This window comes from Streptomyces sp. NPDC056479 (genome assembly GCF_042795335.1).
In the GTDB taxonomy this organism is placed as follows: Bacteria; Actinomycetota; Actinomycetes; order Streptomycetales; family Streptomycetaceae; genus Streptomyces.
In genome coordinates this window covers 771,667-797,424 of sequence record NZ_JBHTRZ010000002.1, presented here as the reverse complement: position 1 = coordinate 797,424, position 25,758 = coordinate 771,667, and the positions used below count along the sequence as shown (strand labels likewise).

The 25,758-nt window shown below is 72.0% G+C and carries 24 protein-coding genes and 1 pseudogene; 12 read left to right on the top strand and 13 right to left on the bottom strand.

What is annotated here, in order from left to right; all coding sequences use genetic code 11:
• Positions 1 to 66 precede the first annotated feature (66 nt).
• Entirely contained in the window at positions 67 to 1,461 is a 1,395-nt protein-coding gene (gene mptB / locus ACFQ6S_RS09810; RefSeq protein WP_383405608.1) for a polyprenol phosphomannose-dependent alpha 1,6 mannosyltransferase MptB, read from the top strand.
• The gene (locus ACFQ6S_RS09805) at positions 1,458 to 2,810 is read left to right on the top strand and encodes a glycosyltransferase 87 family protein (protein ID WP_383405606.1); all 1,353 of its coding nucleotides are present in this window, start codon (positions 1,458 to 1,460) and stop codon (positions 2,808 to 2,810) included. The genes mptB and ACFQ6S_RS09805 overlap by 4 nt, the downstream gene beginning before the upstream one ends.
• An 86-nt stretch (positions 2,811 to 2,896) precedes the next feature.
• Here ACFQ6S_RS09805 and ACFQ6S_RS09800 read toward each other — a convergent pair.
• Positions 2,897 to 3,730: pseudogene (locus tag ACFQ6S_RS09800) on the bottom strand (D-alanyl-D-alanine carboxypeptidase family protein); the annotation flags it as partial.
• 92 nt (positions 3,731 to 3,822) lie between these two features.
• Positions 3,823 to 4,959, bottom strand: coding sequence for a transcription termination factor Rho (rho, locus tag ACFQ6S_RS09795; RefSeq protein WP_383405604.1), 1,137 nt, complete (start codon positions 4,957 to 4,959; stop codon positions 3,823 to 3,825).
• A gap of 398 nt (positions 4,960 to 5,357) precedes the next feature.
• On the opposite strand from rho, the gene ACFQ6S_RS09790 reads away from it, so the two are divergent.
• From ACFQ6S_RS09790 to ACFQ6S_RS09780, 3 genes are read left to right on the top strand one after another with little or no spacing between them, the layout of a single operon-like run.
• The gene (locus ACFQ6S_RS09790) at positions 5,358 to 6,071 is read left to right on the top strand and encodes an SgcJ/EcaC family oxidoreductase (protein WP_383405602.1); all 714 of its coding nucleotides are present in this window, start codon (positions 5,358 to 5,360) and stop codon (positions 6,069 to 6,071) included.
• On the top strand, positions 6,068 to 6,409 hold the full coding sequence (locus tag ACFQ6S_RS09785; protein ID WP_383405600.1) for a YciI family protein: 342 nt from the start codon (positions 6,068 to 6,070) through the stop codon (positions 6,407 to 6,409). Before ACFQ6S_RS09790 ends, ACFQ6S_RS09785 begins: the two co-directional genes overlap by 4 nt.
• Complete coding sequence (locus ACFQ6S_RS09780; protein WP_383405598.1) at positions 6,406 to 7,665, top strand: RNA polymerase sigma factor; 1,260 nt, start codon at positions 6,406 to 6,408, stop codon at positions 7,663 to 7,665. Before ACFQ6S_RS09785 ends, ACFQ6S_RS09780 begins: the two co-directional genes overlap by 4 nt.
• Before the next feature lie 15 nt (positions 7,666 to 7,680).
• Here the strand turns inward: ACFQ6S_RS09780 and ACFQ6S_RS09775 are convergent, their stop codons facing one another.
• Positions 7,681 to 8,079 (bottom strand): nuclear transport factor 2 family protein, encoded by a 399-nt coding sequence (locus ACFQ6S_RS09775; protein ID WP_383405596.1) that lies wholly within the window; start codon positions 8,077 to 8,079, stop codon positions 7,681 to 7,683.
• Between the two features lie 70 nt (positions 8,080 to 8,149).
• Between ACFQ6S_RS09775 and ACFQ6S_RS09770 the strand changes: the two genes are divergently transcribed.
• Positions 8,150 to 8,707 carry a PadR family transcriptional regulator gene (locus ACFQ6S_RS09770; RefSeq protein ID WP_383405594.1) on the top strand — a complete coding sequence of 186 codons (558 nt, stop codon included), beginning with the start codon at positions 8,150 to 8,152 and terminating at the stop codon, positions 8,705 to 8,707.
• Between the two features lie 5 nt (positions 8,708 to 8,712).
• Positions 8,713 to 9,453 carry a class I SAM-dependent methyltransferase gene (locus ACFQ6S_RS09765; RefSeq protein WP_383405592.1) on the top strand — a complete coding sequence of 247 codons (741 nt, stop codon included), beginning with the start codon at positions 8,713 to 8,715 and terminating at the stop codon, positions 9,451 to 9,453.
• 18 nt (positions 9,454 to 9,471) lie between these two features.
• On the opposite strand, the gene ACFQ6S_RS09760 is transcribed toward ACFQ6S_RS09765, so the two are convergent.
• The 4 genes from ACFQ6S_RS09760 to ACFQ6S_RS09745 form a co-directional block, all read right to left on the bottom strand.
• A complete protein-coding gene (locus ACFQ6S_RS09760) occupies positions 9,472 to 10,215 on the bottom strand; it encodes a GntR family transcriptional regulator (RefSeq protein ID WP_383405590.1) in 744 nt (247 codons plus the stop codon).
• A gap of 130 nt (positions 10,216 to 10,345) precedes the next feature.
• Positions 10,346 to 11,512 carry a serine hydrolase domain-containing protein gene (locus ACFQ6S_RS09755; protein WP_383405588.1) on the bottom strand — a complete coding sequence of 389 codons (1,167 nt, stop codon included), beginning with the start codon at positions 11,510 to 11,512 and terminating at the stop codon, positions 10,346 to 10,348.
• Between the two features lie 113 nt (positions 11,513 to 11,625).
• Positions 11,626 to 12,030 carry a nuclear transport factor 2 family protein gene (locus tag ACFQ6S_RS09750; RefSeq protein ID WP_383405586.1) on the bottom strand — a complete coding sequence of 135 codons (405 nt, stop codon included), beginning with the start codon at positions 12,028 to 12,030 and terminating at the stop codon, positions 11,626 to 11,628.
• 10 nt (positions 12,031 to 12,040) lie between these two features.
• Positions 12,041 to 13,009 (bottom strand): acetylxylan esterase, encoded by a 969-nt coding sequence (locus ACFQ6S_RS09745; protein ID WP_383405584.1) that lies wholly within the window; start codon positions 13,007 to 13,009, stop codon positions 12,041 to 12,043.
• A 102-nt stretch (positions 13,010 to 13,111) separates the two neighbouring features.
• Here ACFQ6S_RS09745 and ACFQ6S_RS09740 point away from each other — a divergent pair, with 102 nt between their 5' ends.
• Positions 13,112 to 14,491, top strand: coding sequence for an 8-oxoguanine deaminase (locus ACFQ6S_RS09740; protein ID WP_383405582.1), 1,380 nt, complete (start codon positions 13,112 to 13,114; stop codon positions 14,489 to 14,491).
• A 26-nt stretch (positions 14,492 to 14,517) separates the two neighbouring features.
• Here the strand turns inward: ACFQ6S_RS09740 and ACFQ6S_RS09735 are convergent, their stop codons facing one another.
• The 3 genes from ACFQ6S_RS09735 to ACFQ6S_RS09725 all read right to left on the bottom strand — a co-directional run bounded on the left by ACFQ6S_RS09735 (position 14,518) and on the right by ACFQ6S_RS09725 (position 16,543).
• The gene (locus ACFQ6S_RS09735) at positions 14,518 to 15,102 is read right to left on the bottom strand and encodes a hypothetical protein (RefSeq protein WP_383405580.1); all 585 of its coding nucleotides are present in this window, start codon (positions 15,100 to 15,102) and stop codon (positions 14,518 to 14,520) included.
• Positions 15,103 to 15,180: 78 nt separating this feature from the next.
• Complete coding sequence (locus ACFQ6S_RS09730) at positions 15,181 to 15,936, bottom strand: ferredoxin reductase (RefSeq protein ID WP_383405578.1); 756 nt, start codon at positions 15,934 to 15,936, stop codon at positions 15,181 to 15,183.
• Between the two features lies 1 nt (position 15,937).
• Positions 15,938 to 16,543: a sulfite oxidase-like oxidoreductase gene (locus tag ACFQ6S_RS09725; RefSeq protein WP_383405576.1), complete on the bottom strand. Its 606-nt coding sequence runs from the start codon at positions 16,541 to 16,543 to the stop codon at positions 15,938 to 15,940.
• 343 nt (positions 16,544 to 16,886) lie between these two features.
• On the opposite strand from ACFQ6S_RS09725, the gene ACFQ6S_RS09720 reads away from it, so the two are divergent.
• Entirely contained in the window at positions 16,887 to 17,708 is an 822-nt protein-coding gene (locus tag ACFQ6S_RS09720) for a putative protein N(5)-glutamine methyltransferase (protein ID WP_383405574.1), read from the top strand.
• Here ACFQ6S_RS09720 and ACFQ6S_RS09715 read toward each other — a convergent pair whose 3' ends face one another.
• Together ACFQ6S_RS09715 and ACFQ6S_RS09710 are read right to left on the bottom strand one after the other, a co-directional pair.
• Positions 17,709 to 18,461 carry a hypothetical protein gene (locus ACFQ6S_RS09715; RefSeq protein WP_383405572.1) on the bottom strand — a complete coding sequence of 251 codons (753 nt, stop codon included), beginning with the start codon at positions 18,459 to 18,461 and terminating at the stop codon, positions 17,709 to 17,711.
• A 134-nt stretch (positions 18,462 to 18,595) separates the two neighbouring features.
• Positions 18,596 to 20,674, bottom strand: coding sequence for a SpoIIE family protein phosphatase (locus tag ACFQ6S_RS09710; protein ID WP_383405570.1), 2,079 nt, complete (start codon positions 20,672 to 20,674; stop codon positions 18,596 to 18,598).
• A 269-nt stretch (positions 20,675 to 20,943) separates the two neighbouring features.
• On the opposite strand from ACFQ6S_RS09710, the gene ACFQ6S_RS09705 reads away from it, so the two are divergent.
• Together ACFQ6S_RS09705 and ACFQ6S_RS09700 are read left to right on the top strand one after the other, a co-directional pair.
• Entirely contained in the window at positions 20,944 to 21,816 is an 873-nt protein-coding gene (locus ACFQ6S_RS09705) for a hypothetical protein (protein ID WP_383405568.1), read from the top strand.
• A 121-nt stretch (positions 21,817 to 21,937) separates the two neighbouring features.
• Positions 21,938 to 22,315 carry a hypothetical protein gene (locus tag ACFQ6S_RS09700; protein WP_383405566.1) on the top strand — a complete coding sequence of 126 codons (378 nt, stop codon included), beginning with the start codon at positions 21,938 to 21,940 and terminating at the stop codon, positions 22,313 to 22,315.
• Positions 22,316 to 22,382: 67 nt separating this feature from the next.
• On the opposite strand, the gene ACFQ6S_RS09695 is transcribed toward ACFQ6S_RS09700, so the two are convergent.
• Positions 22,383 to 23,543 carry a M20 family metallopeptidase gene (locus ACFQ6S_RS09695; RefSeq protein ID WP_383405564.1) on the bottom strand — a complete coding sequence of 387 codons (1,161 nt, stop codon included), beginning with the start codon at positions 23,541 to 23,543 and terminating at the stop codon, positions 22,383 to 22,385.
• A gap of 169 nt (positions 23,544 to 23,712) precedes the next feature.
• Between ACFQ6S_RS09695 and ACFQ6S_RS09690 the strand changes: the two genes are divergently transcribed.
• Positions 23,713 to 25,728 (top strand): FAD-dependent oxidoreductase, encoded by a 2,016-nt coding sequence (locus ACFQ6S_RS09690; protein WP_383405562.1) that lies wholly within the window; start codon positions 23,713 to 23,715, stop codon positions 25,726 to 25,728.
• Positions 25,729 to 25,758 lie beyond the last annotated feature (30 nt).

The window sequence follows — 25,758 nt, the reverse complement described above, 5'->3', positions numbered from 1 at the left end:
TCCCCCCGGAGGGAACCGCGTCAACTACTGGCCACCCGGCGTTGCCACGCTGACCGAGTGTTGGCCATGGCTTTCCCCGTCGATCTCCGCCGCTGCCAGATACTCGGTCTGGCCGGTACCGCCTTTCTCGCCCTGGGCGGTGAGACGTCCGGTGCGCTGCCGGTCCGGGAACTCCTGGCCCCGAGCTCGGTCCACGCGGCCCTCGGCCTGGTCGGCGTGTACTTCGGCGTCGTCCTGCTGATAGCGGCGTGGCTGCTGCTCGGCCGGCTCGTGCGCAGCGCCGACCCGCCGACCCCGCGCGCCCTGCTGCTGGTACTGGCCGTGTGGGCCACCCCGCTGCTGATCGCGCCACCGCTGTTCAGCCGCGACGTGTACAGCTATCTGGCCCAAGGGGCCATGGTCGACGCGCACATCGACGTCTACGCGTACGGCCCCTCCCACCTCGGCGGTCCGCTCGCGGACGAGGTCGCCCCGCTGTGGCGGCACACGGCGGCCCCCTACGGCCCGGTGTTCCTCGGTGTCGCCTCCGTGCTGTCCGGCGTGACCCGGGGCGAACTGCCCGCAGGGCTCCTCGGTATGCGGCTGATAGCGCTGCTCGGCGTGGGGCTGATGGCCGCCGCGCTGCCGCGCCTGGCCCGGCACAGCGGAGCCGACCCGGCGGCCGCGCTATGGCTGGGCGCGCTGAACCCGCTCGTGCTGCTGCACCTGGTCGCGGGCGCCCACAACGACGCCATCATGCTCGGCCTGCTGGGCGCCGGACTGGTCGCGGCACTCGGCCGGTGGCCCATCCTGGGCGCCGTACTCGTCACGCTGGCCGCGCTGGTCAAGGCGCCCGCCGCGCTGGGCCTGGTCGCCGTGGTACTGCTTCAGATGCGGTCCGGCCACCACCCGGTGAAGGCCGTCCTGAGCACGGCCGCCGCCTCAGCCGCCACCACGGTCGCCGCCACGGCCGTGGCGGGCACGGGATACGGCTGGATAGGCGCCCTGGACACCCCGGTCTCCTCGCAGAACTGGGCGCTCACCAGCCTGCTCGGCCGGGCCACGGGCTCGCTGCTGGAACAGGCGGGCAGTGATCTGGCGCCGCTGGCCGTCCCCGTGTGGCACGCCTTCGGCCTGGTGCTCACCGGCGTCCTCGTGCTCCTCATATGGTGGCGCTGGCGTCCGCGCCCGGTGTACGCGCTCGGGCTGAGCCTGGCTGCCGTGGCCGCCTTCGGACCGGCGATCCGCCCCTGGTACGCCCTGTGGGGCCTGTTCCTCATCGCCGCCGCGGCCCCCAGCACCTCGGTGCGGCACCGCGTGGCGGCGTTCACGGGAGTGCTCGCGCTCGCGGTACTGCCCAGCGGCAGCTCCGCGGACGTCGGCCAACTGGTGCTGGCGGTCTCCGGCGGTGTGCTCGCCGTGGTCGTCCTGTGGCAGGCACATATGGCCGCGCAGGCCCCGGCGTTGGAGCGCACCGCATGAAACTGCCCCGTACCGACCGCGGCCGGCTCGCGCTCGTTCTCGTGCTCGTCGCGGCCGTGACCGTCTTCACCGCCACCGTGCCGCTGCTGCGCGACTGGTTCGACCTGCGCGTCTACTACGGCACCGTCGACAGCTGGATGCACCACGACGGGCGTCTCTACGACTACCGGGTGCCCGGCACCACGTACGGCTTCACCTACCCGCCGTTCGCCGCCGTCGTCATGCTGCCCATGGCGCTGGTGGACCTGCACGTCGCCATCGCGCTGGCGCTGCTGCTCAACCTGGCGGCACTGGCCTTCGTGCTGCGCGTGCTGGCCGGGCGGGCCTGGCGGCGCTACGGCTGGTACGGCTGTGCGCTGGCCGCCTGCGCGCTGGCCCTGTTCGAACCGCTGCGGGACACGTTCAGCTTCGGCCAGGTGAACATCCTGCTGCTGGCCCTGGTGCTCCTCGACTGCTGGTTGCTGTCGACGGGCCGGGCACGCTGGGCGGGCGTGGGCATCGGCCTGGCGGCGGCGATCAAGCTGACGCCGGCCGCGTTCATCGGTCTGCTGCTGGTGGCCCGGCGCTGGCGAGCCGCCGCCGTGGCCACGGCCGTCGCCGCGGCGGCGACGGCGCTGGCGGCGTGGGTGGCGCCGGAGGCGTCCCGCTTCTACTGGACGCACGCGATGTGGGACACCACCCGGGTGGGCCGTCTCGACTACGTCTCCAACCAGTCGCTGCAAGGCATCCTGGCCCGGCTGGACGTGTCGAGCCGGGCGGTCTGGGCGGTGGTGGTGCTGCTGGTCCTGGGCGTCTGGGTGGTCCGCACCCGGCGGGCGGCCGTGGCGGGCGACTGGACGGCGGCGTTCGCGCTGACCGGGCTCACCGCCTGCCTGGTCAGCCCGATCACCTGGGTCCACCACCTGGTGTGGCTGCTGCCGTCCTTCGCCGTCCTGGTCCGCGACGGGCACCGGCGCGTCGCGGGCGTTCTGTACGCGGTGCTGTGCACCAGCGTGGTGTGGCTGTGGTTCGACGACGCGTCCGGCGTCGACGGCTTCCTCGGCAGCAACACCTACGCGTGGATCACCCTCGGCCTGCTGCTGTGGCTGCCGGTCGGTCAGCTCGGCGCCGAACGGTCCACTCTGCCGCGTGTCACGAGCGAGACGGCACCGGCGCCGGCCCCGGCGGCGCCCGCGATAGCGCAGGCCGCGGCCCAGCCGGCCTCGCCCTCGGGCGCCACCGGCGCCACCACGGGAACCGTCTCGGGCCCCAGGCTCGGTCTGGCCCGCAAGCCGTCGAGCGACCCCACCGGTTCGACCCGTCCGGCCGCGCCGAATCCCCAGTCGAGCAGTTCCCCGGCCTCCTCGTAGACGGCGAGCCCGCCGCCCGTCCGGGGGTGCAGCACCGTCACGACGAGGGCGCGATCACCCCGGCGGGCGGCGGCGACCAGCGTGTTGCCCGCCTCGCTGGTGTAGCCGTTCTTGATGCCGATCACCCCGGGGTACCGGGTCACCCCGTCCGCACCGGTCAGCAGCCGGTTGGTGTTGAGGATCGGGTACTCCCAGCCGCCCCCGCCCGGGAACATCGCCTGTGCGGTGCCGCAGTACCGCGCGAACTCCGCGTTGCGCAGCCCCGCCCGGCCGAACACCGCCAGGTCGTACGCCGACGACACCTGGCCCGGCGTGTCGTAGCCGTCCGGCGACATCACCCGTGTGTCGAGGGCACCCAGCGCACGCGCCTTGGCCTGCATCCGGGCGGCCGTGGCACGCCAGCCGCCGTTGAGCGAGGCCAGCACCCTTACCGCGTCGTTGCCGGAGCTGAGGAACACCCCGCGCCACAGATCGGCGATCCGGTACGTACGTCCCTCGGCGACACCGACCAGACTGCTGCCGGCCCCGATCCCGGCCAGCTCCTCCTCGCGCACGGTGTGCGGGACACCGGCCGGGAGGGTCGGCAGCAGGGTGAGGGCGAACAGCGTCTTCAAGGTGCTGGCGGGCGGCAGCTTCCGGTGCGCCTCGTGCGCGGCGAGCACCTCGCCGGTGTCGGCGTCGGCGACCAGCCATGACAGCGCCGAGACCACGGGGACCGGGCGCGTGCCGGGAAGGGGCCGCGCCAGCGTGCCGGACCGGTAGAGCAGAGCGGGCTTCGGGGCCGCCGTTCGGCGCTCGTCGGCCGTGTCGGGGTCGTGCCCGGTGCGGGCGAGCGCCGTGGCGGGCGCGAGCGCCAGCAGACCGGCCGCGCAGAGCACGCAGGTGGACACAAGTGTCCGGTAAGGAAATCCGATCTTCATACTGCCAACCTAGAAAGGCGGGCGCCTCGGAACGCGATGGCCGGGCCGGTCGGGGCGCGCCTGCACCCGGACGGGCGATGCTCCGTGACGTCTCACTCGCCGGGCAGCGTCGGCTGGATCCGCCGAAGGAAGGTGGCGTTGTCGGGGGTCTCGCGCAGGCGTTCCAGGAGGGTCTCCAGGTTGGACTGGCCGTCCCGGGTCTGCAGGGCCCGGCGCAGTCCGCGTACGGTGGTCAACTCGGCCGGGGCCAGCAGGAGTTCCTCGCGCCGGGTGCCGGACGGATTGATGTCGACGGCGGGGAAGACACGGCGGTGGGCGAGGTCCCGGTCCAGGCGCAGCTCCATGTTGCCGGTGCTCTTGAGCTCCTCGAAGAAGTAGTCGTCGGCCCGGGAGCCGGTCTCCACCAGGGCCGTGGCGAGGATGGTGAGCGAACCGCCCTCCTCGGCGAGCCGCGCGGCGCCGAAGAACCGCTTCGGCCCCTGCAGCGCGGCCGCGTCGACACCGCCGCTGAGGGTGCGGCCACCGGACGCGGCCGCGTTGTTGTGCGCCCGGCACAGCCGGGTCAGGGAGTCCAGCAGGATGACGACGTCCTCGCCAGCCTCGACGAGCCGCTTGGCCCGCTCGATGACGAGCTCGGCCAGCGCGATGTGCTGTTTGGGAGCCCGGTCGAAGGTCGAGGCGTACACCTCGCCGCGCACCGAGCGCCGCATGTCGGTGACTTCCTCGGGGCGTTCGTCGAGGAGCACGACCATCAGCCGGCACTCGGGATGGTTGCCGGCGACGGCGGCCGCGATCTGCTGGAGGAGGACCGTCTTGCCGGTCTTGGGCGGGGCCACGATCAGACCGCGCTGGCCCTTGCCCACGGGGGCGATCAGGTCGGCGACCCGGCCGGTCGCACCGGAGGCCGGGTGTTCGAGGCGGATCCGCTCACGCGGGTGAAGCGGCGTCAGCTCGCCGAAGGTGCGCCGGTTCTTGTCCGGGGTGCGCCCGTTGACGCGGGCGACCTCGGTGAGGGCGCGCCGGTCGCCGCGTACGCCGTCCACGAGGTCGCCCTTGCGCAGGCCGTACCGGCGGATCAGCGTGGGGGAGACCTGAAGGTCGGCGGAGGTGGGCAGCAGGTTCTCGGCGCGCAGGTGCCCCTTCCCGCTCGCGTCGATGTCGAGGACACCGGTGACGGTCTGGGCCGGGCGCTGCTGCTGGACTGGGGGGTGTTCGAGTGTGGTGGTCATGGAGGTCTGTCCTTTCAAGGACGGAAGGCATGGGTCATGCGGAAGGAAGGGATGAGCCGCGGACATCGGGAAGGCGGACAGAGCGCCTTCTGGCGGCGGGAAACAGCACCTCGACTGCGACAGAACCGCTGGTCACGAGGTGGTGAGGAGAAGCCGGTACACCGACCGGCGAACTACGGAGAAACTGCACCGGCGCCCACGACTGGGCGTACACAAGTGCTGACGCGACGGTACCACGCTCATTCAGCGCGTGGCGAGCAGTCCGTATCAGGGTGAACGCACCCAGGACTTCTCCTATTCCGTAGCTCCAGTCCCTACGTCCGCTCACCCGGGTGTCGATTCGGACCGGTCCCGTTCGTCGGTGGGGTGTAGGAAGCTCATGAGGACCGGGAGGAACCATGAAGTACATGCTGCTCGTCTGCGGCGACGACACCGCCGACGCCTCGGGCATGACCCCCGTCGAGCCCTGGGTGGAAGACCTCGGCGAACGCCACGTACGCCTGCACGGCCATCGGCTGGCGCTTCCCGCCCAGGCCGTCACCGTGCGGGTGCGCGACGGCGAGGTGCTGCGCAGCGACGGCCCGTTCGCGGAGACGAAGGAGTACGTCGCCGGATTCGACATCCTGGAGTGCGACGGCATCGAGGAGGCGGTCGAGGCGGCCGCGCGGCATCCCGTGGCCACCATCGGGGCCATGGAGGTGCGGCCGTTCTGGGACGACGAGGACGCCGAGACGCGGATCCGCGCGCTCGACGCCGAGCTGACCCGGGCCGCGGGGGAGCGGGACGTCGACCGCATGGCGGCCTGCTACGCCCCGGACGTGCTGACGTACACCAAGGGCCGGGACCACCAAGGGGCCGACGCCCTGCGCAAGTCGATGGAGGAGTTGTTCGCCGGAGTCACCGGTCCCGTCCTGCGCGAGGTGCTGGACCTGCGCGTCCACGTCGACGAGAGCGTCGCATTCGGACACGCCCTCGTCCGGCTGCGCGCCACCCGCACGGACGGCACACCGATCGACGACACGCTGCACATCACCACCGGCTACCGGGACATCGGTCTGCGCTGGCTGATCGCGCACGAACACATCTCCCTGCACACCGAGGAGCGGTCATGAGGTACGTCCTGTTCATCTGCACCCCTGTCGGCGGCGAGGAACTCAGCCCCGAGGAGATCGCCGAGGATCCGCGCTTCACCGACTACATCGACGAGGTCCGCAGCCGCGACATCGTCAAGGGCGGCGCCCGTCTGCGCCCGCACACCGACGCCACCACCGTGCGCGTCCAGGGCGACGAGGTCCTGCTCAGCGACGGGCCGTTCGTGGAGTCGAAGGAGTACGTCGCCGGACTGGACATCATCGAGGTCGCCGACCTGGACGAGGCCATCGCCCTCGCGTCCCGGCATCCCGCGGCCCTCGGCGGCGGCTCCGTGGAAGTGCGGCCGGTCTGGGAGTGAGCGCCACGAACGAGGTCGAGGAGGCCGTCGCCGCGGCCTTCCGCGAGGAATGGGGCCAGGTCGTCGCCACCCTGATCCGGGTGACCGGCGACTGGGACCTCGCCGAGGAGTGCGCCCAGGACGCCTTCGCCCAGGCCCTCGACCGGTGGCGGCGCGACGGAGTGCCGCGCCGCCCCGGCGCCTGGCTGACCAAGACCGCCCGCAACCGCGCCCTGGACGTACTGCGCCGGGAGGCGGTGGGAGCGGCGAAACTCAGGGAGGTGGCCGTGCTGGCCCGCGACCGGTCGTCGTACGACCCCGAAGACGGCGGTGACGACAGTGGTGTCCAGGACGACCGGCTGCGGCTGATCTTCACCTGCTGTCATCCGGCGCTGCCCATCGAGGCCCGGGTCGCCCTGACGCTGCGTACGCTCGCGGGCCTGACCACGCCGGAGATCGCCCGCGCCTTCCTCGTCCCCGAGGCGACCATGGCGCAGCGTCTGGTGCGCGCCAAGCGGAAGATCCGCAATGCCGGGATCCCGTACCGGGTGCCGCCCGCCCATCTCCTGCCCGAGCGCACGACCGGTGTGCTCGGCGTGATCTACCTCCTGTTCAACGAGGGGTACGCGGCCACCGCAGGCGCCGATCTCGTCCGGACGAACCTCTGCGCGGAGGCGATCCGCCTGGCCCGTGTGCTCGCCCGCCTCATGCCCGACGAGCCCGAAGTGCTCGGCCTGCTCGCGCTGTTGCTGCTGCACGACGCCCGCCGCGACACACGGGTCGACGCGGCAGGGGAACTGGTGACCCTGGAGGACCAGGACCGTACGGCCTGGGACCGCGCGAAGGCCGGCGAGGGCACCCTCCTGCTGGAGACCGCGCTGCGGCGTGGCCGTGCCGGGCCGTACCAGATCCAGGCCGCCATCGCCGCCTGCCACACCAACGCGCCCGGCGCCGAGGACACCGACTGGGCCGACATCGCCGCCCTGTACGGCGAGTTGAGCCGCTTCGTGCCCTCGGCCGTGGTCCGCCTCAACCGCGCGGTCGCCGTCGGGATGGCCGAGGGCACGGAGGCGGGCCTCGCCGTGGTCGCGCGGTTGGAGGAGGAAGGGGAACTGGCCGGGTACCACCTGCTGCCCGCCACCCGAGCCGACCTGCTGCGCCGCAGCGGCCGTACGGACGAGGCGGCCGACGCCTACCTGCGGGCGCTGGAACTGGTGGAGAACGACGCGGAACGGAGGTTCCTCGAACGACGGCTCGCCCAGTGTCGATCCGCGTAGGGCTCGTCGGAGGTGTCACACCGACCGGGCCTCGGCCTCCTTCACGATCTTGTCGAACTGCGCCCCCATCGCCTCGGCCAGGGCCTTCGCGCCAGACAGGGGACGGACCATGACCATGAAGTCGTCGATCAGCCCGTCCTCGTTCACCCGGAGGAAGTCGCAGCCGGTGAGCTCTCGGTCGCCCACCCGCGCGGTGAAGACCAGCGCGTGATCGCGGCCGCCCGGGTCGTTGATCTCGCGCTCATAGCGGAAGTCCTCGAAGACCCGCATGACACCGCGCAGGATCGCCGCCGTGATCGCCTTTCCGGTGTACGGCTTGAACACGGCCGGGCTGGTGAAGACGACGTCCTCGGCCAGCAGCGCCTCGATCGCCTCGGCGTCGCCTGCCTCGACCGCCTCACGGAACGCGCGCATCGGATCACCTCATAGTCAATTAGTTGAGTAGGTGCGGATGAGAATAATCATCTGCTGTTAACGTGTCCACATGTCCCTCAAGTACGCCGTCCTGGCCGCCCTCCTGGAAGGCGAGGCCTCGGGCTACGAGCTGTCCAAGGTCTTCGACATCTCGTTCGCCAACTTCTGGCCCGCGACCCCGCAGCAGCTGTACCGGGAGCTGGAGCGCCTCGCACAGGACGGCCTCGTCGAGGCGAGGTTCGTGCAGCAGGAACGGCGGCCGAACAAGCGGATGTTCACCCTCACCGAGGCCGGCCGGGAAGACCTGCGCGCCTTCGCCGCCGAGCCGCCCCGCCGGCCCACCGCGATTCGCGACGAACTCCTGATCAAGCTCCAGGCCATGGAGGACCCCGAGGGCACCCGAGCCATGGTCGAGGAGCGCATGACGTGGGCGCGCGGCAAGCTCGGCCGCTACGAACGTCTCCGTGAGCGCATGCTCGACGGACGGACCGAGGAGGAGTACCTGCGCGAGTACGACCGGGTCGGGCCCTATCTGACGCTGCTGGCCGGAATCTCCTTCGAGGAGGAGATCCTGCGTTGGTGCGAGCGGGTCCGCACGGTCCTTCAGCAGCGTGTCGCTCAGGGGTGACGCGGATGTTCAGCCCCCAAGGACCCTCGCTGCGCGAACTCGCCGTCCAGGCCCTGTCGTCCGTCGAGCGCGGATACGACCTGCTCGCCCCGAAGTTCGACCACACGCCGTTCCGCACGCCGGACTCGGTGCTGACCGCCGTCGCCTCGGCGCTCGCCCGGACCGGCCCGTACGACGACGGGCTCGACCTGTGCTGCGGGACGGGTGCCGGTGCCGAGGTGCTGGCCGACGTGTGCCGGCGCAGCGTCACCGGTGTGGACTTCAGCGCCGGCATGCTCGAGGTCGCCCGGCGGCGGGTGAAGGCGGGGGAGGGGCGCGCAGGGAAACCGCGCGTCGACTGGGTGCGCGCTGACGCCCGATCGCTGCCCTTCGGCCCCGCCTTCGACCTGGTGGTGAGCTTCGGGGCGTTCGGGCACTTCCTGCCCCGAGAGCTGCCCGGACTGTTCGCCCAGGTCCACTCCGTCCTGCGGCCCGGCGGAAGCTTTGCCTTCCCCGTCGTCGCCCCGCCCCGTCCCGCCTCCCTCGGCTACTGGATGCTGCTGGGCTTCGACGCGGTGATGCGCGTGCGCAACGCCCTGTGGCGGCCGCAGTTCGTCATGTACTACCGGGCCTTCCGGCTCGGGGAGGTGCGAAGCGAGCTGGCTCGTGCCGGGTTCGAGGTGGAGCTCCGGGCCCTGCCCGAGTTCGGGCGGCGGCGGGACGGCAGCCCGCGGGTGCGGATGGTCGTGGCGCGACGGCCGGACTAGGCGCTCGCCGGCGCGCGCTCACCCCGCGGCCGGCAGTGTGAACTCGTAGACCAGGGCGTCCTGTTGGGCATCCACGACCAGGTCCGTGATCTCCAGCGGGCGGGCGTGCTGGTCGTGTACCCAACGGGTGACCCGCACCGCGGACGCTCCCGGGAAGCGGGTGATGGCGTCGCGATGGTGCAGTGTGAGGCCTGCCTTGCGCATCCAGTCGTAGGCGCGGCGCAGTTGGGCGGAACCGGAGAAGTCGGTGCGCTCGCGATAGCGGCCCAGCTCCGCCACCTCGGTGAGTGCCACCGCGGAGAAGGACGTCACGGCCGTACGCCTGCCGCGTCCGTCGGCGTCCGCGGACTCGTAGCGGTGCACCAGGGTGGGCCGGTGCGGGGCCAGCCCCAGGGCCTCGGCGTGCTCCGGGGGAGGGGTCTCCCAGGCGACCGTGGCCCGGTCCACGGCGCCCGGGCCCGCGTTCCGGGCGCCGACCGGGAAGGTGAGCGACGCCGTGGTCTCGACCGGCAGACCGGGCAGCGTGGCATGGCTGCCCCGCCGGTCGGTGGCGACCAGACCGCTGCGCCGCAGCACCTCCAGCGCCTGTCGTACGGTCTCCCTGCTGACCCCGAAGTGCTCCGCCAACTGCCGTTCTCCCGGCAGTCGTTCACCGGGCGGTACGGTCCCGTCGCGCAGTTCGTCGAGCAGCTCGGTGGCGATCCTCCAGTACAGGGGCTGCGCGTCGGTGAGCGGGCGGTCGTGCGGGGTGGTGCGGGCCATGCCGCGCCTCCTGTTGGTGACGTGTCGTAGCCGTGCGGGCTCCTTGCGTCACCAGATCCAAGCATTGGTCTACACCACCAGGGAAGGGTGGCCTCTCACTTCGGCCGAAACGGTCCGCGCCGGCAGGGCGTCACAGGGCGCTGTAGAGGGCGTCGACCAAGGCCATCTTCCTCGGGTCATCGGCGATATGAGGCCCCATCCGGTTCATCGCGTAGCCCAGCGACACCCCGGCCTCCGGGTCGGCGAGCCCGCACGAGCCGCCGAAGCCGTCGTGTCCGAAAGCGCGTCGGTTCGGGCCGTACGAGCCGTTCGGCCCGCTCAGCCACAGACCGAGGCCGACCTCGGTGTCCTTCTCGAATCCGGCGCCGAGCACCAGATCACGGCAGCTGCCCTGCCCCTCGCGCACCCGTTCGGCCGCCTCGGGGGACAGCACGCGATGGCCGGCGTACGACCCCCGCCCGGCGAAGATCCCGTAGAGGGCGGCCACCGCACGCGCGGTGCCGTGCCCGTTCGCGGCGGGGATCTCGGCGGCCCGCCACTCGGGCGAGTTGCCCTGAGCCGCTCCCACGGCCGGGTTGATCAGCGCGGCCAGGGCGGCGGGGGTCAACTGGCTGAAGATCGCCGCCTGTTCGCTGGTCTGCTCGACCGGCGGCTGCACCAGCTCGGCCACCCGATCGGTGTCCTTCTCGGGCAGCCCGATGGCGAAGTCGATCCCGAGCGGCCCGGTCACCTCCCGTTCCAGGAAGGCCCCCGGGAGCAGTCCCGACACCCGGCGTACGACCTCCCCCACCAGGAAGCCGTACGTGAGCGCGTGATACCCGGAGGCTGTCCCCGGCGCCCACCACGGCTCCATCGCCGCGAGCCGCTGGGTCGTCAACTCCCAGTCGCACAGCTGCTGAAGAGAGTGCGGCTCCCGCAGGCCGGACAGGCCCGCGCGGTGCGACAGCAGATGGCGTACGAGGATCTGCTCCTTGCCCGCCGCGGCGAACTCCGGCCAATAGGCGGCCACCGGCGCGTCGAGGTCCAGCAGACCCCGGTCGGCGAGGAGGTGTGCGCACAGCGCCGTCGGCCCCTTGGTCGTCGACCACACGTTGACCAGCGTGTCGCGCTCCCAGGGGCGGCTGTGTGCGGCGTCGGCCCATCCGCCCCAGAGGTCCACCGTCGTCGTGCCGTCGACCGTGACGGCGACCGCGGCGCCCAGTTCCCCGCGCTCCCGGAAGTTCGCCTCGAACGCGGTCCGCACCGCCGCGAACCGCGGATCGCAGTGCCCGTTCACCTGTGCCTCGCGCTCCGACATGAGCCACCCCACCCCTCGTCGTCCACCGGGAACCCGGACCGCGGTACCACGCTCCGGGCCCCCTGAACGTACCGACTGGTCGGACTGGACGGAAGGCGTCGCGCACACCGAGCTCACCGGAGGAACAATGCGCCTTCCGGCTCCCGGTGGCCCCCGACGGTGTGCCAGTAGTCGCGCGTCTCGACGGCCAGCCCCGCCGCGTCGAAACGCGCCAGGACACACCCGGCGAGTGTGACCGGCTCGCCGTCCTCCTCGCCGAGGACCCGGAACTCCGCCACGGCAACGCCGTCCTGGCCGACCACGGGTGCCGAGAAGCGCACGTCCGTCACCCGCTCCCCGGCGAACGACCAGCGCAGATACGCCGCCAGCTCGGCACGTCCCCGATGCGGCCCGCGGAACGGCATCGAGCGGTGGACGCAGTCCTCGGCGTAGAGTTCCAGCAGCGCGTCCACGTCGTGCTCGGCCCAGGCCCGCCGCCACACCCGGACGAACCGCTCCGCGGCCTCTCGCGTCTCCATGCGGGCCCGCTCAGGCGTGCGAGCGCAGCCAGTCCAGCTTGGCCGCCTCGTGGAAGGGGCCGCCGCCCTCGTGGTCGTTGAAGTCGTACACCTCGATGGCCTTCTCGTCGTGGGCCCAGGCGTTGAAGGCCGCGAACACGGTGGACGGCGGGCAGGTCTGGTCCTCCAGGGCCGCGGAGAAGAGGGCGGGCGCCCGGCCGCGGGCCGAGAAGTGGACGCCGTCGAAGTAGGACAGGGTGCGCAGGACGTCCTCGGCGCGGCCGCGGTGCGTCTTCAGGTAGAGGCCGATCTCACGGTACGGGTGGCGGTCCGTGACGGTGGCGGCGCGCGGGTAGTCGAGCAGGAACGGCACGTCCGGGGCGATGGCCGTGAGGTCGGGGACCAGGCCGCCGACCGCGATCGTGATGCCGCCACCCTGGCTCGCGCCCAGCGCGACCGTGTGCGAGGCGTCGGTCAGGGGGTGCGAGCGGGCGGCCTCGACGGCACGGACGGCGTCGGTGAACACCCGGCGGTAGTAGTAGTTCTCGGGTGCGTCGATGCCGCGGGTCATGAAGCCGGGGTACGCCGGTGCGGCCCCCACCGGGTCCGGCGTGCCGCCGCCGGCGCCCCACGCGCTGCCCTGGCCGCGGGTGTCCATCATGAAGTGCGCCCGGCCCGTGGAGGCCCACAGCAGGTTCTCGTGCGGCAGGCCGCGCCCACCGCCGTAGCCGATGAACTCCACGACCAGCGGCAGCGGCTCCGTGGCCCCGGCCGGCAGCCGCAGCCAGCCCTTCACCGGGTGACCGCCGAACCCGGCGAATGTCACGTCGTACACCTCGACCGTCGACAGCCCCGTGTCGACCGGCTCGAAACGGGCGTCCAGGTCGTGCTCGCGCGCTTCCGCGAGCGTCTTGGACCAGAACGAGTCGAAGTCCTCGGGCTCCACGGACTCGCTGCGGTATTCGCGCAGTTCGTCGAGCGGAAGGTCGAACAGGGCCATGGAGGACCACCTTTTCGAAGAGTGACCGCGGATGATCACACGGTACGTGGATGATCGGAGGACTCGCCAGATCTTTGCCGGTCAAGCGCCTACGATGGCGCCATGACGTCTGCCGTCGATCATCCGGTCGGGACCGCGGAACTTCTGGTCAGGGACGCCGAACTGCTCGTCGTGGACGGTGTGCGGGAGATCCCCGGCGGCTGGCTGGCCGTCACCGGTGGTCGGGTGACCGCCGTCGGCACCGCCGGGAGCGAACCCGAGGCCCACACCACCGTCTCGGCGGCCGGACGCCTGGTCACCCCGGGCCTGATCAACACCCACCATCACCTCTACCAGAACCTCACCCGCGCCTACGCGCCCGCCGTGAACGGCTCGTTGTTCGACTGGCTGACCACCCTCTACCCGCTCTGGGCGCGCCTCGACGAGGAGGCTGCGTATGTGTCGGCGTACGTCGGCATGGCCGAACTGCTCATGGGCGGCTGCACCACGTCCTCCGACCACCTCTACGTCCATCCTCGCCCGCGCCTCGTCGACGCCGAGATCCGCGCCGCCCGCGACATCGGCTTCCGCTTCCACGCCACTCGTGGCTCGATGACCCGCTCCGTCGACGACGGAGGCCTGCCGCCGAGGAGCGTCACCCAGACCGAGGACGAGGTGCTCGCCGACAGCGAGCGCCTGATCACGACGTACCACGACCCCGGACCGGGCGCGCTGGTGCGGGTCGCGCTCGCGCCCTGCTCGCCCTTCTCGGTGACCACATCGCTGATGACGGCGACCGCCGAACTCGCCGAGCGCCACGACGTACGGCTGCACACCCACCTCGCCGAGGACCACGACGAGGACACCTACTGCCTCGAGACCTACGGCTGCCGTCCCGTCGAGTACTTCGAGCAGACGGGGTGGATGAGCGACCGCAGCTGGGTCGCGCACTGCATCTACCCGACCGGCGACGAGCTGCGCCGCCTCGCGGCCGCGGGCGTCGGCGTGGCGCACTGCCCCAGCTCCAACATGCTCATCGGCGGCGGTACCGCGCGCGTGCGGGAGATGCGCGAGCTGGGCCTGCCCGTCGGCATCGGCTGCGACGGTTCCGCCTCCACCGATCACGCCTCCCTCTGGCTGGAGACGAGGGCCGCGCTGCTGCTGGGCCGCTACCGCGGCGGACCGGGTGCGATGACCGCCCGTGACGCCCTGGACATCGCCACCCGTGGCTCGGCGCGCTGCCTGGGCCGGGACGGCGAACTGGGTCATCTGCGGCCCGGGGCCTGCGCCGACCTCGTCGTCTGGGACCTGCACGAAGTGGCGCTGGCCGGTGCGCTGAGCGACCCCGTGGAGGCGTGGCTGCGATGCGGGCCGGCGCGGGCATGGACGACGGTGGTCGGGGGCCGGATCCTCGTCGACCGGGGGGAGCCTCGGCTCCCCGCACTGGCGGACGCGCTGCGGTCGCATGGCGGGATCGCGCGGGGAATGCAGCAAGGGGGGTAGGGGGCGGATCTACGACATGCCCCGGCTCATGCCCGACGGCCCGTCCACTCCGGCTCCGTGTGGGCCCACTCCGCCTCCCATTCGGCCATACGACGGCTCATCGCGGTGTGCCGTACGACGGTGTGACCGAGGAGGATCAGGGCGCCCGTGCCGACCGTCACACAGACGCCGATGGTGACGGTGTGCTGCCAGACAGCCGTGTCGTCCGGCGGCGGGGCCACGCCTCTGCCCCGGGAGTCCAGCCATACGTCGACCGTCTCGCCGGGCCGGGTGCCCGCCGGGACATGGGCCGTGGCCGTGCGGGGTCCGTTCGCCGGGTCTGTCCAGCGGACGGTGACGTTGGCGGACGGCCGGCGCCCGCCGTACGCCATGGGGACGGCGTTCGAGGTCCGGCCGACGACCTCGGCCCGGACCTGACGGCGACCCTCGCGCCGCTCCTTGACCGTGGCTCTGGCGTCGTCATGAGCCCACCACGCCGCGAACACCCCCACCAGCGGTGCCACCACGACCAGCGTGACGGCCACGGCCAGTAACGTCCACGCCTCCACCACATCCGACCGGCGCCGCAGCGGACTCGGCCGCCGACGCCAGCCACGCACCCGGCTTCGCATGCCGTCCAGGTACCCCGCACACCGGACATCGCTCCTGACAATCCGGGACGGATACGCCTCTCCGCGCCCGGCGAGCGGTCAGCCGAAGCGTTCGATCCGGATCCGGTCCACCGGCTGACCCGCCGCCACGAGCAGTCGCGAGGCGTGTTCGGCGAACGCGTTGGAGCCGCACACATAGGCCTCCCACCCGCCGGGCGGCTGCTCGGCCAGGAGTGGCGCCACATGTGCGGCGGCCATACGTCCCACGGGCACACCCTCGGGCGCACGGCGTGTGAACACCGGCGTCGTCTCCGCGCCGAACTCCCGTGCGTAGATGAGCTCCTCGGGCCCGCGCGCCGACACCAGCAGCCGCAGCGGCACATCCAGACCCCGTGCGCGGTGGTGCCGCAGCATCGACATCAGCGGTACGACACCGGAGCCGGCGCCGACCAGCAGCGCGGGCCGGTCCCCGGGCCAGGCGAAGAAGCCGCTGAGCGGGCCGCGCACCTCGACCGAGTCGCCGGGCTTCGCCACCGTGTGGAACCAGCCGGAGACCTCACCGCCGTCCACATGGTCCAGGGTGAGCTCGATGTGTCCGGAGTCGTCGGGCGCGGACGCGATCGAGTAGTGGCGCTGGGCCACATAGCCGTCCTCGGCGGTCAGCCGCAGCGCCAGGTGCTGGCCGGGCAGATGACCCGCCCAGGCGGGCACCGCGAGCCGGAAGGTGGCGGCGTGCGGGGTCTCCCGGCGGATCCCGGTGATCGTGGCCGACTGCCACACCGTGGCGGCCTGCTCGCTGACGGCGATCCGCCCGGGGACGGCGAAGCGCGTCGGCGCAGTGAAGGTATCGGTCATCTCAGTCACCGGAGTACCGCTGCTCCTCCCACGGGTTGCCGCGGGCGTGGTAGCCGTTCTGCTCCCAGAACCCCGGCTCGTCGTGGTCGGCGATGCGCAGACCCGCGATCCACTTGGCGCTCTTCCAGAAGTACAGGTGCGGCACCAGCAGTCGCGCCGGGCCACCGTGCTCCGGCGCGAGCGGCTGACCGTCGTACTCCCAGGCGATCCAGGCGCGTCCACCGGTCAGGTCGGCGAGCGGCAGGTTGGTGGTGTAGCCGGTGTGCGCATAGGCGACGGCATGTGTGGCGGACACATGGGGCCGGACCATATTGAGGAAGGCGTCCAGCGACACACCGGCGAACCGCACACCGAACTTCGACCAGCCGGTCACGCAGTGGATGTCGCCCTCGTACATCGACGTGGGCAGTTCGTGTGCCTCCTCCCAGCTCCAGCCGCGCGGCTCCGCGACCAGGCCGTCGACGCGGAAGGACCACTCGGCGGGCGTCAGCTCGGGTGTGACCTCGGCGGACAGGACGGGCCAGTCGTCGCCCGCGTCGTACTGGCCGGGCGGCAGCGCGGCGTTCCGGACGCGCGGGCGCCCGGTGAAGCCTCGGGTGACGTTCATGTGGGTGGCGCCTCCAGGCCGTCGTGGGCGACGGCCCGCGGTTCGAGCGTGATCGGTACGTGCTTCGTACAACCGTACGTGCTCCGGGGGCGCGACCCGCTCGCGGGTGAGGAGCGGCGGCTCGGCGAGAGTGCCTCGGCCGCCTTCGTACATGCCTGGGAGCGGTAGTGATCGTTGGGGTAGTGTGGCCGTCCGGCCGGGGCAGTCCCGGCGTGGGCAGTCAGGGAGGTGAGACCCATTACCGCTGTGTCAGGTCGGGTGCTCTCCTCTCGGATCGGCGCGGATCACCGCCGGTAGGCGACCGCGAGAGCATCCTTCGGCTTTCGAAAGGCTCTCGGCTTCCATGCCCCCTCTGTCTCCTTCTTCGCCCGCTTCCCCCGCCCCGCTCCCGTCGGACGGCGTCGTGGCCGCGCTGCGTGCCGCAGGCTGTGTCTTCGCCGAGGACGAGGCCCGGCTGATCCTGGCCGCCGCCCGCACCCCGGACGAGCTGGCCGCCATGGTGGAGCGGCGCGTCGCGGGTCTGCCCCTCGAACTCGTCGTCGGCTGGGCCGAGTTCCGCGGGCTGCGCATAGCCGTCGAACCCGGCGTCTTCGTGCCCCGCCGCCGTACCGAGTTCCTGGTCGAGCAGGCCCTCGCCCTGGCGCCCGAGGCGTCCGTGCTCGTCGACCTGTGCTGTGGCTCGGGCGCGGTCGGCGCGGCCCTGGCCGCCGCACTCGGCCCGCGCGGCCCGATCGAGCTGCACGCCGCCGACATCGACCCGGTGGCCGTGCGCTGCGCCCGCCGCAACGTCGCCCCCTACGACGGTCAGGTGCACACCGGCGACCTCTTCCAGGCGTTGCCCGGCAGCCTGCGCGGCCGCGTCGGCATCCTCGCGGCGAACGTGCCGTACGTACCCACCGACGAAGTCGGCCTGCTGCCCGCGGAGGCGCGCGACCATGAGCCGCGTGTCGCTCTCGACGGCGGTCCGGACGGCCTGGACGTGCTGCGCAGGGTCGCCGCCGAGGCGTGCCGCTGGCTGGCGCCCGGCGGCTGTCTGCTGATCGAGACGAGTGAACGCCAGGCACCGACGGCCCTGGAGGCCTTCACCCGCAGCGGGCTGTCGGCGCGTCTGGTCGTGTCGGAGGAGCTCTACGCGAATGTCGTGATCGGCCTCAAGCAGCCCTGATCAGGTGGTCGCGCCGCTCTTCGAAGGGCTCGCGGAGGGGTCGGGGTTACGCCAGTCCCAGTGGCGCGGCCCGGGGTGCTTGTCCCGCCCGTCGCCCGGCCCCTTGTCCCTGCCCTTCTCCCTCTTCCATTCCTCCCAGTTGCCCGAGAGCACACGGGAGGCCGTCCTGGTGTCGTCGTCGGACCGGGTGCCGACGACGAAGATGTCGTCGCTCTTCTTGAGGGCTTCTGCGCCCGAGCTCTTGTCCCCGTCGTGGCGGACGGTGGTGTCCGAGCCGACGGTCCACGTCCACTCGGCGCCGTCCTCGCTCTTGACGGTCACCTGGTCGCCGTCCACCTTCTCGACGGTGCCGCGCTGCCAGGTCCGTACGACCCACTCGTCCGTGTCGGGGTCCTTCACGGTGGACTCGCCGTGCACACCGCCTCCGCCGAGCCCGAACCACATGCCGGGCCCGTGCCGTTCACCGGGGGTGCCCGGCGTCGGCTCTGCCGACCCTGATGCCGACGGCGAGGCGCCGTTGCCGGAGTCCGACGAGGTCGCGGCATAGGCGACCGTCCCGCCGAGGGCCAGGGCGGCCACCGTGGCCGCCGTCGTCACCGTCCGGGCGCGGACGGACTGGCGCCGCCACAGTCCCCGCAGGGCCGCACCCCGGGCGTGCTCGGGTTCGGTGCCGTCAGGTCCCGACAGGACCTCGAAGTCGGTGCCGGCCGGTTCGCCGCCGACGTGGTGTGCGTGATCCGGATCGTGTGTCACTGCTCGCTCCCATCGGTCACGGCACCCGGCATCCCCATGCCATGCCTTGCTGTGATTGTGGGTTGCGGACGGTAAGGAACGAGTAATCAGTTCCTGTGAAAACGGGCACCCTCGTGCGGTCGGCGCCGCAGTGGTCAACTCGGGGGCAGCACACGTGCGATGAGCAGTGCCACGTCGTCGGAGTTGTCGGGCCGGTGCAGGGTGCGCAGGAGGAGGTCGCAGCACTCCTCCAGATCGCGGTCGGGGTCGTCGAGGAGCTCCAGGAGGGCATCGAGGCGTTCGTCGAGCGGGTGCTGGCGGGTCTCGACGAGGCCGTCGGTGTAGAACACCAGCTGGTCGCCGGGTCCGAGATCCACGGTCGTCGTGGAGAAGGCGACACCGCCCACGCCCAGTGGTGCTCCGGTGGGCAGTTCGAGGAGCTCCGGGGCATGGCCGTGGCGGACACGGACCGGCGGCAGATGGCCCGCGTTGGTGATCCGGCACTGGCGCAGCTGAGGGTCGTGGACGGCGTAGACGCAGGTGGCGATGGAGTGGTCGAGGCCCTGGGTGATCTTGTCGAGGTGTTCCAGGAGCAGGGTCGGTTCGAGGTCGAGCGAGGCCAGCGTGTGGGTGGCCGTGCGCAGCCGGCCCATGGTCGTGGCGGCGTCGATGCCGCTGCCCATCACATCGCCGACGACGAGCGCGGTCTTGTCGCCCTCCAGCGGGATCACGTCGAACCAGTCGCCGCCGACCTCGGCGCTCGCGCCCGCCGGCTGGTAGCGGGAGGCGACCTCCAGGCCGCCGGTCACCGCGGGATGGCTGGGCAGCAGACTGCGCTGCAGTGTCAGGGCGGTGTCCCGGGCGTTCTGGTACCAGCGGGCGTTGTCGATCTGCACGGCCGCGCGGGCCGCCAGTTCCCGGGCGAGCAGCAGGTCGTCCTCGCTGAACGGCAGCGGATTGCGGGTGCGCTTGAGGTCGAGCGCGCCTAGCACCTCGCCGCGCGCGATCAGCGGCACCGCCAGATAGGAGTGCACGCCCGCGCGCGCCAGCTGCATCGCCGCCTCGGGGGAGCGGGCGATCCGGGGCAGGTCCTCCTCCTCGACGTGCGGGACCATGACGGGGCTGGCGGTGCGCACACACTGGGTGACGAGGCGGTCCGGGCCGTAGCGGGCGACCTCGCCGGGCGGGTCGGCGGCATCCAGAGCCTCGGTGGCATGGCCGGTCTGGACGGCCAGGGCACGGATCACCGCCGGTTCCGCGGGGCCCAGGGCGCTGCGTCTGCCCTCCACCACCGCTTCCAGCAGGTCGACGGCGGCGATGTCGGCGAGCTCCGGCACGGCGACGTCGGCCAGCTCGTGCGCGGTGCGGTCCAGCTCCAGCGTGGTGCCGATCCGCGTTGAGGCGTCGGCGATGAGCGCCAGGCGCCGCCGTGCCGTCTCTGCCTCCAGGGCGGCCTGATGCTGCTCGGTGATGTCCACGGCCATGCCGGCCACGCCGAGCACCGTCCCCGTGGTGTCCTCCAGCCGGTAGAGCGAGACGGACCAGTGGTGCTCCCGGTCGGGGTCGGCCTGCGTGCGGCCGACGATATGACTGTTGATGAGCGAACGGCCGGTCTTCAGCACGTCGAGCAGGGCCGCCTCGATGCCGTCGGCGTCGACCTCGGGCAGCAGCTCGCGCGGTGTGTGGCCGATGTGGTCCTCGGCGGGAATGCCGTTGAGCTGTGCCAGCGCCGGGTTGACCGAGACGTAGCGCAGTTCGGTGTCGAGGACCGCGAGGCCGATCGGGGCCTGCGCGATGGTGCGCGTCGACAGCGCGACGTCCCGCTCCACCTGGCGGACGGTCGTCTGGTCGGCGCACAGACCCAGCGCGTAGACATCGCCCTGGTCGTCCAGCAGCCGCATGTTGCGGAACTCCACCAGACGCGTGGAGCCGTCCTTGCGTCGGATCGGGAACGCCCCGGCCCAGCCCTCACCGGTCTCCATGACATCGGCGAACAGCTTGACAACCAGGTCGACGTGCTGCTCGTGAACCATGATCTGGGCGGCGAACTCGCCCAGCGCCTCCTGCGCCGAGTAGCCGAACAACTCCTCGGCCTGGGGGCTCCACAGCACGATGCGCCCCCCGGTGTCCAGCACCACCGAGGCCACTCCGAGCACGTCGAGCAGCCCGCTCGGACCCATGGGCCCGCGCACCGGCTCGCCGCCCTCGGCGCCGGGAGATTCGGCTGGAGACATCCCACGCACCGCCTTCACCCTTCGTCGCGGCACGTCGTTCCCCCGTGCCGACTCCCCTTGTTCTACCGCGTTCAACCGTCTCCGGGCCCCCTCGGTCGTTCACCTCCACCATCCCTCAACACAGCGGCGGACGTCCGACGAAGTCGGCACCGGGGCACGTGACTGTGGCCGATCAGACAGCAGCCGTTCGTCTGCTTGGTCTGTACATGACCACATCACCCCGCCAGACTGTCCGCCGACACGCACCCCACCCCCCAAGGAGACGCCCCATGGCCCTGCGTGCCCGGCAACGTTGTCATGCCGTTCTCACCGGCCTCGTCACCCTCGCCTCAGTAGCCGTGCTGTCCACCGCGGCACCCGCCCAGGCCGCCGACACCTGGACGGAGGTCGGCTCCGACCGCGCCGACCCGCTCGCCGAGAGCCAGGGCCTGACCTCCGTCGAGGTCCCGGCGAACAGCCCCAATCGCTACACCGGCATCGGCACCATCCCCGTCTCGGTCAGCAGCCGCGGCTGGAACCACGTGGGAGACCCCGACGCCTCGTACAACGGGTACTACATCGAGCCGTACCAGGCCGACTCGGGCACCGCGAAGATGTTCCGGGTGCAGGCGCCGAACGGGACGTGGTCCGAGTACGTCCACACGCTGGGCTCCGGCGAGGCGCTGAACAACTCCTTCGTCGCCATCACACCCGGCGGCCAGTGGATGGTCTCCGGCGAGTGGGGCACCATGACCCGCCTGCTCGTCCACCCCACGCCCGGCGTCAATGCCGGCACGTCGCCCTCGGCGAACCTCCCGTGGAGCTCCAGCATCCGGCTGGACCACGCCGTACGCGATGTGCAGGGCTGTGACTTCCTCAGCTCCACGACCCTGCTGTGCGCCTCCGACGATCCGGCGGGCACCCTCTTCGGCATGACCAAGCCGCTGCTCCAGATCGACCTGTCCGCGGAGCCGGGTTCCTCCGATGTGACCGGCCATGTCACGGCCCTGCGCCAGCTCCCGCTGCGCAGCTCCTGCTCAGGCGGGTTCGAGGCGGAGGGCATCGACTACGACCGCCGCAGCGGCACTCTGCGGGTGATCGTCATCTCGCCGGGCTTCTGTGTGCTGACCGACAGCAAGACGTACCGCTTCACCCGCGGCTGAGACGCGGACGGGGCGGCTCCGCCGGTAGTGCTCAGACGCGCGTGGTGCTTTTCTTGGGTTGGGGTCCGGTTCCGCGGGCTACCCGTGGCACCGCGGTGTGGCCACGAGAGGAGCGATCACGATGGGTCGTGAACGACTGCACGAGGAGCCCGTGTCCGTCGAGATCAGCGGATGCAGCAAGGAAGACGCCCGGATCGTGTTCGACGCGCTGAACGCGTGCTTCGAGTCGGACCGGCGCCCCGAGGACGTGCCGCAGCAGCTCCATGAGACCCGTCCCATGGTGTGGCTCGGCACGTTCGAGGTGACGGACGTGCAGGAGTGCGCGCCCCCCGCCCGGCTCTCGTCGACCGTCGAGGCCGACGCGCAGGGCGGCTACTGGGCCATCGAACGGCTCCGCACGACGCTGGACTCCCTGTTCACGGTGCACGACCTCACGTCGGCCTCGGGCGACCAGGAGCGGGAGCTGCACGTGGTGCTGAGGAGCCGGACCGGGCTGTGACGGCCGGATTCGGCAGCTGAGGAGCCGGCCGGCTTCGGACGGCCGAGTTCGGCAAGGGCGAGCTCGGTCACGACGAACCCAGCAGGCCGAGTACGGCGCGCCGGTAGACGGCGTGGACGGCGGGCAGGTCCTCCAGGCAGGCCCGCTCGTCCACGCCGTGCAGGCCGGCGTATCGCACCCCGAAGCCCGCGGTGGCCGGGATGCCCTCGCCCGCGAGCAGATTGCCGATGTTCGACGGGCCGGCGGTCTTCGGACGGACGGCGAGACCTTCTGTGGCCGCGGCTTCGAGCAGCGCCGCCGCGGGCTGCCGGTCGTCGGAGAGTCGATACGGCGGCCAGGAGGCCACCGGCCTGATCGTGGTCGGGCGCGGCGCGGGTACCCGTACGTCCAGCTCGTCCGCCGCCGCACGGACCAGCCGCCCGGCGGCGCGGGCGTCGAAGCCGGGGGTGGTGCGGATGTCGACGCCCAGCTCGCACAGGTCGGGCACGACCGAGAAGCCCTGGCCGCCGTGGCAGGAGGTCACCGTCAGCTTCGGCGCGAGGGGGAACTCGCCCTCGGCGCCCGGGAGTTCGGCCTCCTCCAGGAGCCGTACGAGATGCGCCGCGCGCGAGACCGCACCCGCCGCCGCACGGCGGGACCCCGAGTGACCCGAGGCCGCGTGCACCGCGATCGTGGCCCGCCACAGACCGCGTCCGCCGACCACGACCTCGTCGAGCCCCGGGTAGCCGATCAGCACCCCGGCCGGGCGGACCGCCTCCGCGTCGGCCAGATAGGCGCGAGCGCCGCCGAAGACCCCGGTGTGCTCGTCGGCGTCGAGGAGCACCGCGAGGCCGCCGGACAGGTCGTCGGCCCGGCCGTGCAGCTCGGCCGCGATCCCGCAGAACATCGCCGCCGCGAGCTTGGAGTCCGCCGCGCCCCGGCCGCGCAGCCATCCGTCGACGACCTCGCCACAGGGCGGAGGGAACGACCACGCGGCCTCGTCGCCGTAGGGCGCGGTGTCGACACAGGCATTCAGGGCCCACCAGGGACCGGGCCGGCCGCCCGCGACCTCGATCAGCAGGCCGACGGCGTCGCCCCTGCCGTCGTGAAGGCGCCGAAACGGCAGCGCCCGCCCGGTGAGCCAGTCCTCCAGGACGCCGAGGACGGGGCCGTAGTCGTCGATCCCGGCGCGGCTGGGGCAGCGGATCAGCCGCTGGGCGAGGTCGATCACCTCGGCGGGTGTGGTCATGGGGCCACTGTGCCCGAAGGCGGCCGGTGTGAGTGCCCGACGTCGGTGACCGGTGTCGGCGACCGATGTCAGTGGCCGGTGTCACTCCTCCCCGGTTGTGCAACTAGTTGCATAAACGCTGCGCGGTCCTCTACAACTACGTGACGACGACACCGCACGGAGGGGCCCGATGAGCCGTTACCCGCACCTGCTGAGCCCGCTGGACCTGGGCTTCACCACGCTGCCCAACCGCGTTCTCATGGGCTCCATGCACGTCGGTCTGGAGGAGGCCGAGCGCGGCTTCGAGCGCATGGCGGCCTTCTACGCGGAGCGGGCGCGCGGGGGAGTGGGCCTGATCGTCACCGGCGGTATCGCGCCCAACGACGAGGGACGGCCCTACGAGGGCGGCGCCAAGCTCACCACCGAGTCGGAGGCCGAGCAGCACCAGGTCATCACCGAGGCCGTGCACCGCGCGGGCGGCCGCATCGCGATGCAGATCCTGCACTTCGGCCGGTACGCCTACCACCAGGACCTCGTCGCCCCGAGCCCGCTCCAGGCGCCGATCAGCCCCTTCCCGCCGCGCGAGCTGACCGACGCCGACGTCGAGCGGACCATCGACGACTACGCACGCGCCGCCCGTCTCGCCCGGCAGGCCGGGTACGACGGCGTGGAGATCATGGGCTCCGAGGGCTACCTGATCAACGAGTTCATCGCCAAGCAGACCAATCGGCGCACCGACCGCTGGGGCGGCTCGTACGAGAACCGCATGCGCTTCCCGGTCGAGATCGTGCGGCGGGTGCGCGAGGCAGTCGGCGACGACTTCATCATCGTCTACCGGCTGTCCATGCTGGACCTCGTCCCGGGTGGTTCCACACTCGACGAGGTGATCACCCTCGCGAAGGCCGTCGAGGCCGCCGGCGCGACGATCATCAACACCGGTATCGGCTGGCACGAGGCGCGCATCCCGACCATCGCCACCTCGGTACCCCGCGGCGCGTACACCTGGGTCACGAAGCGGCTGATGGGCGAGGTGTCCGTCCCGCTCGTCACCACCAACCGCATCAACACCCCGGAGCTGGCAGAGGAGTTGCTGGCCGACGGCTGCGCGGACATGGTGTCGATGGCCCGCCCGATGCTCGCCGACCCCGACTTCGTCGCCAAGGCCGCAGCCGGGAAACCGGAGGCGATCAACACCTGCATCGGCTGCAACCAGGCCTGCCTCGACCACACCTTCAGCGGCAAGATCACGTCCTGCCTGGTCAACCCGCGCGCCTGCCACGAGACCGAGCTGACGCTGTCGCCGACCCGGCTGCGCAAGCGTGTCGCGGTCGTCGGCGCCGGACCGGCCGGACTGGCCTGTGCCGTGAGCGCGGCCGAACGCGGCCACGGGGTCACGCTGTTCGACGCCGCGAGCGAGGTCGGCGGCCAGCTGAACGTCGCGCGCAAGGTCCCCGGCAAGCAGGAGTTCGACGAGACCCTGCGCTACTTCCGCCACCAGCTCGACTGGCAGGGCGTCGAGGTGCGTCTGAACACCTGGGTGTCGGCCGAGGATCTCGCCGACTACGACGAGGTGGTGATCGCCACCGGCGTCACCCCGCGCACCCCCGACATCCCCGGCGTCGACCACCCGAGCGTCGTGGGCTACCTCGACGTCCTGCGCGGCGGCGCCACGGTCGGCGAGCGCGTGGCCATCCTGGGCGCGGGCGGCATCGGCTTCGACGTCGCCGAGTTCCTCACCGACGGCGGCGACAAGGCGAGCGAGGACCCCGAGACGTACTTCCGCCACTGGGGCGTCGACATGGACTACACGGCCCCCGGCGGTCTCGCCGCCCCCGAGCGGCCCGCCCCGCCGCGTACCGTCCACCTGCTCCAGCGCAAGACCAGCAAGGTCGGCGCGGGCCTCGGCAAGACCACCGGCTGGATCCACCGCACCGAACTCAAGCACCGGGGCGTCACCATGGTCCCGGGTGTGCGCTACGACCGTATCGACGACGCCGGCCTGCACGTCACGGTCGGCGAGGAGAGCACGGTCCTCCCGGTGGACACCATCGTGCTGTGCACCGGACAGGAGCCGCGGCGCGAGCTGTACGAGGAGCTGCTGGCCGCCGGTCGCACCCCGCACCTCATCGGCGGCGCCGACGTGGCCGCCGAGCTGGACGCCAAGCGGGCCATCAAGCAGGGCACCGAGCTGGCAGCGAGCATGTAGGGGCGCGCGAGCGCGTCTCTACGATGACCC